This is a genomic window from Hydrogenobaculum sp., from assembly GCF_049967395.1.
GTDB lineage: Bacteria > Aquificota > Aquificia > Aquificales > Aquificaceae > Hydrogenobaculum.
The window spans coordinates 1-5,863 of record NZ_JBMFST010000063.1; the positions used below are offsets into that span (position 1 = coordinate 1).

Sequence of the window (5,863 nt, forward strand, 5' to 3'; positions counted from 1 at the left end):
ATATCTTCTTTTGTAGCCAACTCTTTTCTAAGCTCATCTCTTAGCTCTAGCTTTCTTTTCTTGGTTTCTTCTACTACTTTGTCTTCCAAGTACTCTGTGGTGTCTTCCAATACTTCTACAATCTCTAAAGCTGTTTCTTTTCCAAATCTTTCTGCTAGCTTTTCATATAAAGATACTGGAATGCTTGTGCTCATGTTTTTTTCTCCATAAAAATAATATAACTCATTTGACCAAAAAGACTTATGCTTTTTTTCGCTTTAAAATGTTTCATGATTTTAACGAAAAATTAAAATCCATGTTATAATATTTCTTTGAGATGATTTTGCTTTCCGAGGTGGCTGATTATATAAGAAAGAAAAAATTCGTCGTTGCCTTGGTATGTGCATTTTCTTTTTTATTTGCCTCAAATGTAGCTATAGTCCATGAGCATAAAGATGATAAAATTCACGACGATTGTCCTATATGTATATTTAAAATATCTAACAATATAGAAAGCTCTGGCAAACCTCTTCCAAGCATTCCAAAAGCCGAGCTACCAAAACCTATATACATAAAACCCTTTTTCAAAACTTTTGTAATATCTGTAAAACCTCGCTCTCGCTCACCTCCTTTGGTTTAGGGTATTTGGCTTTTAACAAACTTTTAAACCCTAAACTTTTTAAAAGGAGGTATTTTATGAGAAAAGTTATTTTTGCATTAGGATGTTTGATAGCTCAAGCTTATGCTTTTGATTATCAAGGTGTAGTAAAAGATCCTCTTGGAAAGCCAGTAAAAGGCGTTTTGATAGAGGTTGTAAATAGTGATGGCAAAGTTCTTTATAAGACAGTTTCAAATAAAAACGGTAGTTTTCATATAAATACAAATCTCAAGATTTTTGCCATAAAAGCTGTGAAAAAGGGTTATAAACCTACTGTTAAGATAGTATCCTCAAAATCCCCAATAGATATTTCTATAGCCCCTAAGAAGTTGAAGCTGGAGTATGTTTATAAAAGATATGTTGAAACTCCAAGCCTTTCCAAGGGGATCTTAAGTCAAAGAATAACCAAAGACTTTATTAAAAAGCTACCCCTTGGTGCTTATCAAAGTGTAAACAATATAGTCCTTTATACATCCCCTGGCGTTGTTCAAGATACCTCTGGTCAAATACACGTAAGAGGAGACCATGCTAACATCCAATACAGGATAAACGGCTCTTACCTTCCGATAGATTTGGCTGGTTTTTCTTCTGTAGTACCCACAAGAGCCATAGAGTCTATAAACTTTATCACAGGTGTAGTCCCACCGGAATACGGTCTTCACACCGCTGGCATACTAAACATCACCACCAAACAAGGCTTTCAAAAAGGAGGTTCAGTTGGTGCTATATTTGGCACAGATGCCACAGCTGGAGCCCATTTTGACGATGAAAATACTTTAGGAAAATTTAGTTATTTTGTATCGGCCCAATATCTTCAAAACCACGACGGACTTCAAGCTCCCACAAAACATCCAATACACGATAGGTCCCAAACCCAAGATTACTTTGGATACTTTTCTTACCTTTTAAATCCTGAAAACAGGCTTTCTTTGGTGATAGGTTCTGTGTATGCTCAATATCAAATACCAGACCAAGATAACGCCAATGCCCTTTGTTCTTACGCATCGCCATCTGGAAGCTGTTATAATGCTACAATAAATGGCAACACATATACTCCTTCTAATTATCCGCCTACTTTTGTAAATGACAACCAGCATGAGGATTACAACTTTATTATAGGTGCTTTAGATGGAAATTATGGGGAAAATACGAAGTATCACTTTGACATATTTGGTACGTATTCAAAGATTCACTACATACCAGATTTAATAGGAGATCTCATATACACAGGCCAAGCCACAGATTCAAAGTATCAAGATGCCTCTGGTGGTGTACAAGCTGATATATCTCATAAGATAGCAAATCACGAGATAAAAACAGGGATATTTCTTCAAGATGAGAGGTCTATTGGTAATTTTATTACCTATGCATTCCCAGCAGATTCACAGTTAAATCAAACCTCTACCGTGCCAAACTCTTACGTTTATTCAAACGCAAAAACGGGTTATACGTTTAGCTATTATATACAAGACAACTGGCGCATACTTGAAAAACTAAGCTTTATATATGGACTTAGATTTGATTATATAGACCAATTTGTCAGGACAGACCAGCTTAGCCCAAGAGCATCGCTTGTTTATCACTATTCAAAGTCTACGGCTTTTCATATAAGCTACGGAAGATTTTTCACACCAGCCCCTATGCTATTGGTAACAAAAACAAACGCTTCAGTCCTTCAGGGGACTACAGCTGATAGTATAGCAGCCAGTGGATTATCACCAGACCAAATAGGCTATTTCGTACTTCCTCAAAGAAGCAGTTATTACGATGTAGGTTTGAGCCATAAGTTTCCTGACTCTACATCTTTGATGCTGGATGCTTACTTTGAAGAAATCCACGATGTTCTTGACGATGGACAGTTTGGAAACGCAAGGGTCTTGACACCTTTTAACTATAAACACGGCAAAGAATACGGCATAAATTTAAACCTGTCTAAGATGAAAAAACGCTACGGGGCTTATCTAAACTTTTCTTACTCTGTGGCAAGAGCAGAGGATGCTATAGACCAACAGTACAATTTTACCGAAGACCAACTTCAATATCTTCAAAACAACTACATATATATGGACCACGACCAAACTTATACGGCATCTTTTGGTGGATATTATAAGCCTTTTAAAGATATAACTGTTTATGCCGATAACATATATGGGTCTGGACTTGCATCCGGTGATTATCCACCAAACACTACTCATAGGCCTTCTTATTTCCAGACCAACGTTGGGATTACTAAGGATTTTTACACTAAAGCATTCGGTCATACCAGCTTGAACGTTTATGTGTTAAACTTATTTAACAACGTTTATGAGCTAAGGGACCAAGGTATAGGGGTTTTTGGACCCCAATACGCCCAAAGGCGTACTTTTTATGTAAGTATAGATAAGACATTTTAAAGGAGGCTGTTATGAGAAAGATTTTAATAGCTTTTGGTATCTTGGCTTTTGGTATAAGTATAAGCTTGGGAGACCCTATAAAGCGCATAATACACCAATACGCTTACAACACACAAAAAACCGATGTAATAGGTGAGTACATAAAAGAGAACGTGGCAGATGGCTACGTGAGCCCAGCTTCTTATACATATAAGACCTATAGACCTTCTTATTCTTACAAAGATGTAAACAGAAACTTCATAGAGAGATTGAAGGAAGTGGCTTTTCAATATCTTGGCATACCTTATAGGTTTGGTGGTAATTCAAGGTACGGTATGGATTGTTCGGCTTTTACTCAAGATGTATTTAGGCAACTTGGTATAAACTTGCCAAGGACTGCCAGAGAACAAGCAAGGCTTGGAAAACTGGTAAGGCATCATCTAAAACCCGGCGATTTGCTGTTTTTCTCCACATACGCTCCTTACCCATCTCATGTGGGTATATATATAGGAAATGGAAAGATGATAGAAGCCTCTTCTGTTTACGGAAGGGTTATAGTGGATGATGTGGCCAACGACCCATATCTTATAAAGCATTTTTTGTTTGCTAAAAGGATATTGCCCTAACTCTGTTTTGCATTAGCTTTTAAGGAGATAAATATGTTTAGTTTTGGTATAGCTGTTGTTGTTTTGATTTTCCTTGGTGTGTTAGCGCTTTCTATCATCATAGAAAGGGTTATAAATCTTTTTAGAAACGCAAGCATTCCAAAAGATGTTCACGATGCTCTTGAATCTTACGATTTTGACTTAAATAGTTTTTCTAAGCTTTTAGAATCAAAACCAACTTCCAATGTGTATGTAAAATTTTTTAAATCTATACTAAAAGCCTCAAACAAAACAAAAGATACGCCTATTTGGTGGATAGAATCTATAGCTCAGGACGAAGCTATGCATATCTCTTCGGAACTCTCAAGGGGTATGTGGCTTTTAGATACATCTATAACGGCTGCTCCTTTGATAGGCCTTCTTGGGACCGTAGTGGGTATGATAAAGGCCTTTGGTATTATAGGTATGAGTGGTATAGTGGCTCCTAAGGAAGTGACCGGAGGCGTGGCGGAAGCTCTTTTTTCTACAGCTATGGGGCTTTTAGTAGCTATAGTAGCTCTTTTTGGATACAACTATCTATCAAAAAGTATAGCCTTTACTTTAGATGAGTTAGAGCGTCTTGGTACCAAGCTTGTAGCTCACATAAAGATGATAAAAGGTGAAGTATGAAACTAAGAAGACCACGAGAACCCAAGAAAGCAAGGATTGTGATAATACCTCTTATAGATGTGATGTTTTTTCTTCTTGTTACTTTTATGCTTGCCTCTTTGTCTATGCAAAACCTAAACTCTATAAAAGTAAACCTTCCAAAGGGGCAAGCCTCTTCTTTTCCAAATGCCAACAAATTAATCACGATAAGCATATCAAAAGACCAAACTATATATGTGGATAAAACACCGGTGAGCTTGGATTCTTTGGAAGCTTATCTAAAAACGCACTTTAACCCCAACCAATATGTGATAATAGCATCTGATAAAGAAGCTCCAAGCGGTATAATGGTAAAAGCCATGTTAAAAGCCCAAAACGCTGGATTTTTTCATCTTCTCATAGCCTTGAAATCAAAATGAGTCTAAACAAAGATTATTTGATTTCTTTTTTCTTGTCTTTGGCTTTTTGGATAGGTATATTGTTTATTTTTAACCTTTCTTTACAAGCCCCAAAACCAAAAGAACCAACGATTTTGATACTAAAAGCCCCAAAACTAGTACAACCAAAAAAGCCAGTTATAAAAACCTCTGAAAAACCTATCCAAAAACCAATTCAAAAACTTTCAAAACCCTCTCAAAAACCTTTGAAAACTGTAAAAACTTCTCAAGAAAAACCTACATCTTCAACACCTTCAAAACCCACTACAGAAACACCAACTATCACTAAAAGCACCCAAACAAACCTACCGACCTTAAATCTTCCATCAAAAGCCCCTTCCAGCGCTCCCTCTTTGCCAAAGCCTTCTTCAAAACCTTCGAATAGTTCTGATTACTTTAAAAACGCCTATACTCCGCCAAAAGCCCTTTACAGTCCCAAACCACATATTCCTCAAGACCTTTTGCCAAATGTAAAAGAACTCACCTTAAAAGTAAGATTTTATATAACAAAAGATGGCTCAGCCAAAGCAAAGCTTCTTAATCCCACTCCAAACCCAAGCTTGAACGCTCTTCTTCAAAAGGAACTATCAAATTGGAAATTCTTCCCAGCCACAAGAGCTCAAAAACCTATAAACTCTACCCTTGACATGGAGATAAAAATTAAGATAGAATAAGACAAATTATTTACACCTTCTCCCACTCAAAACTAACTATATTCTTCTTCTCTTTGCTAAACTCTATCCCTATCAAATACACTTCCTTGCCTTTATACTTCTCATAATACCTTTTTTCCTTTATCTGTTTTAAAGCCTTATACTCTTCTTTATCTTCTACCACCTTAAACTCTAGGATATAAACCGCATCCTCTGACAAAATAGACAAGTCAATTCTTCCAACGTTGGTACTATCTTCAACCCTAATGTTTAACCCAGCACCGTTAAAAAGAGCATACACCACAGACGAATAAAAACCCTCGTATGAGGCTATGTCGTTGTTTCTATACCAATCATGGGGTATGCCTGCAAAGAACGTGTATATAGCATCTTTTAGTTTTTCTATATCTTTTGTCAATATAGCCCTTTTTATGCTTGTTTGGGTTTTGCTTACACGCACAGGCTCTTTGAATACATATATCAAAAATGAGCTGTTAAAGCTCTTTCTTAC

7 protein-coding genes and 1 pseudogene are annotated in these 5,863 nt (G+C 36.6%); 6 read left to right on the forward strand and 2 right to left on the reverse strand.

Annotation, left to right across the window (positions count from 1 at the left end):
- A pseudogene (locus ACP5S8_RS07510) lies at positions 1-194 on the reverse strand (hypothetical protein); the annotation flags it as partial.
- A gap of 122 nt (positions 195-316) precedes the next feature.
- Between ACP5S8_RS07510 and ACP5S8_RS07515 the strand changes: the two are divergent.
- From ACP5S8_RS07515 to ACP5S8_RS07540, 6 genes are read left to right on the forward strand one after another with little or no spacing between them, the layout of a single operon-like run.
- The gene (locus ACP5S8_RS07515) at positions 317-619 is read left to right on the forward strand and encodes a hypothetical protein (protein WP_461876339.1); all 303 of its coding nucleotides are present in this window, start codon (positions 317-319) and stop codon (positions 617-619) included.
- Positions 620-675: 56 nt separating this feature from the next.
- Complete coding sequence (locus ACP5S8_RS07520; RefSeq protein WP_461876340.1) at positions 676-3,030, forward strand: TonB-dependent receptor; 2,355 nt, start codon at positions 676-678, stop codon at positions 3,028-3,030.
- An 11-nt stretch (positions 3,031-3,041) separates the two neighbouring features.
- The gene (locus tag ACP5S8_RS07525; protein WP_461876341.1) at positions 3,042-3,635 is read left to right on the forward strand and encodes a C40 family peptidase; all 594 of its coding nucleotides are present in this window, start codon (positions 3,042-3,044) and stop codon (positions 3,633-3,635) included.
- 33 nt (positions 3,636-3,668) lie between these two features.
- Positions 3,669-4,283, forward strand: a complete 615-nt coding sequence (locus ACP5S8_RS07530) for a MotA/TolQ/ExbB proton channel family protein (protein WP_461876342.1) — start codon at positions 3,669-3,671, stop codon at positions 4,281-4,283.
- The gene (locus tag ACP5S8_RS07535; RefSeq protein ID WP_461871162.1) at positions 4,280-4,681 is read left to right on the forward strand and encodes an ExbD/TolR family protein; all 402 of its coding nucleotides are present in this window, start codon (positions 4,280-4,282) and stop codon (positions 4,679-4,681) included. The genes ACP5S8_RS07530 and ACP5S8_RS07535 overlap by 4 nt, the downstream gene beginning before the upstream one ends.
- Positions 4,678-5,373, forward strand: a complete 696-nt coding sequence (locus ACP5S8_RS07540; protein WP_461876343.1) for an energy transducer TonB — start codon at positions 4,678-4,680, stop codon at positions 5,371-5,373. The genes ACP5S8_RS07535 and ACP5S8_RS07540 overlap by 4 nt, the downstream gene beginning before the upstream one ends.
- A gap of 10 nt (positions 5,374-5,383) precedes the next feature.
- Here the strand turns inward: ACP5S8_RS07540 and ACP5S8_RS07545 are convergent.
- Positions 5,384-5,863: PD-(D/E)XK nuclease domain-containing protein (locus ACP5S8_RS07545; protein WP_461876344.1), on the reverse strand; the 480-nt coding region annotated here is incomplete at its 5' end.

What these genes read in the sequence shown, in the direction of transcription:
- ACP5S8_RS07515 (WP_461876339.1), top strand. Translation starts at nt 317, where the DNA reads ATGATTTTGCTTTCCGAGGTGGCTGATTATATAAGAAAGAAAAAATTC.
- ACP5S8_RS07520 (WP_461876340.1), top strand. Translation starts at nt 676, where the DNA reads ATGAGAAAAGTTATTTTTGCATTAGGATGTTTGATAGCTCAAGCTTAT.
- ACP5S8_RS07525 (WP_461876341.1), top strand. Translation starts at nt 3,042, where the DNA reads ATGAGAAAGATTTTAATAGCTTTTGGTATCTTGGCTTTTGGTATAAGT.
- ACP5S8_RS07530 (WP_461876342.1), top strand. Translation starts at nt 3,669, where the DNA reads ATGTTTAGTTTTGGTATAGCTGTTGTTGTTTTGATTTTCCTTGGTGTG.
- ACP5S8_RS07535 (WP_461871162.1), top strand. Translation starts at nt 4,280, where the DNA reads ATGAAACTAAGAAGACCACGAGAACCCAAGAAAGCAAGGATTGTGATA.
- ACP5S8_RS07540 (WP_461876343.1), top strand. Translation starts at nt 4,678, where the DNA reads ATGAGTCTAAACAAAGATTATTTGATTTCTTTTTTCTTGTCTTTGGCT.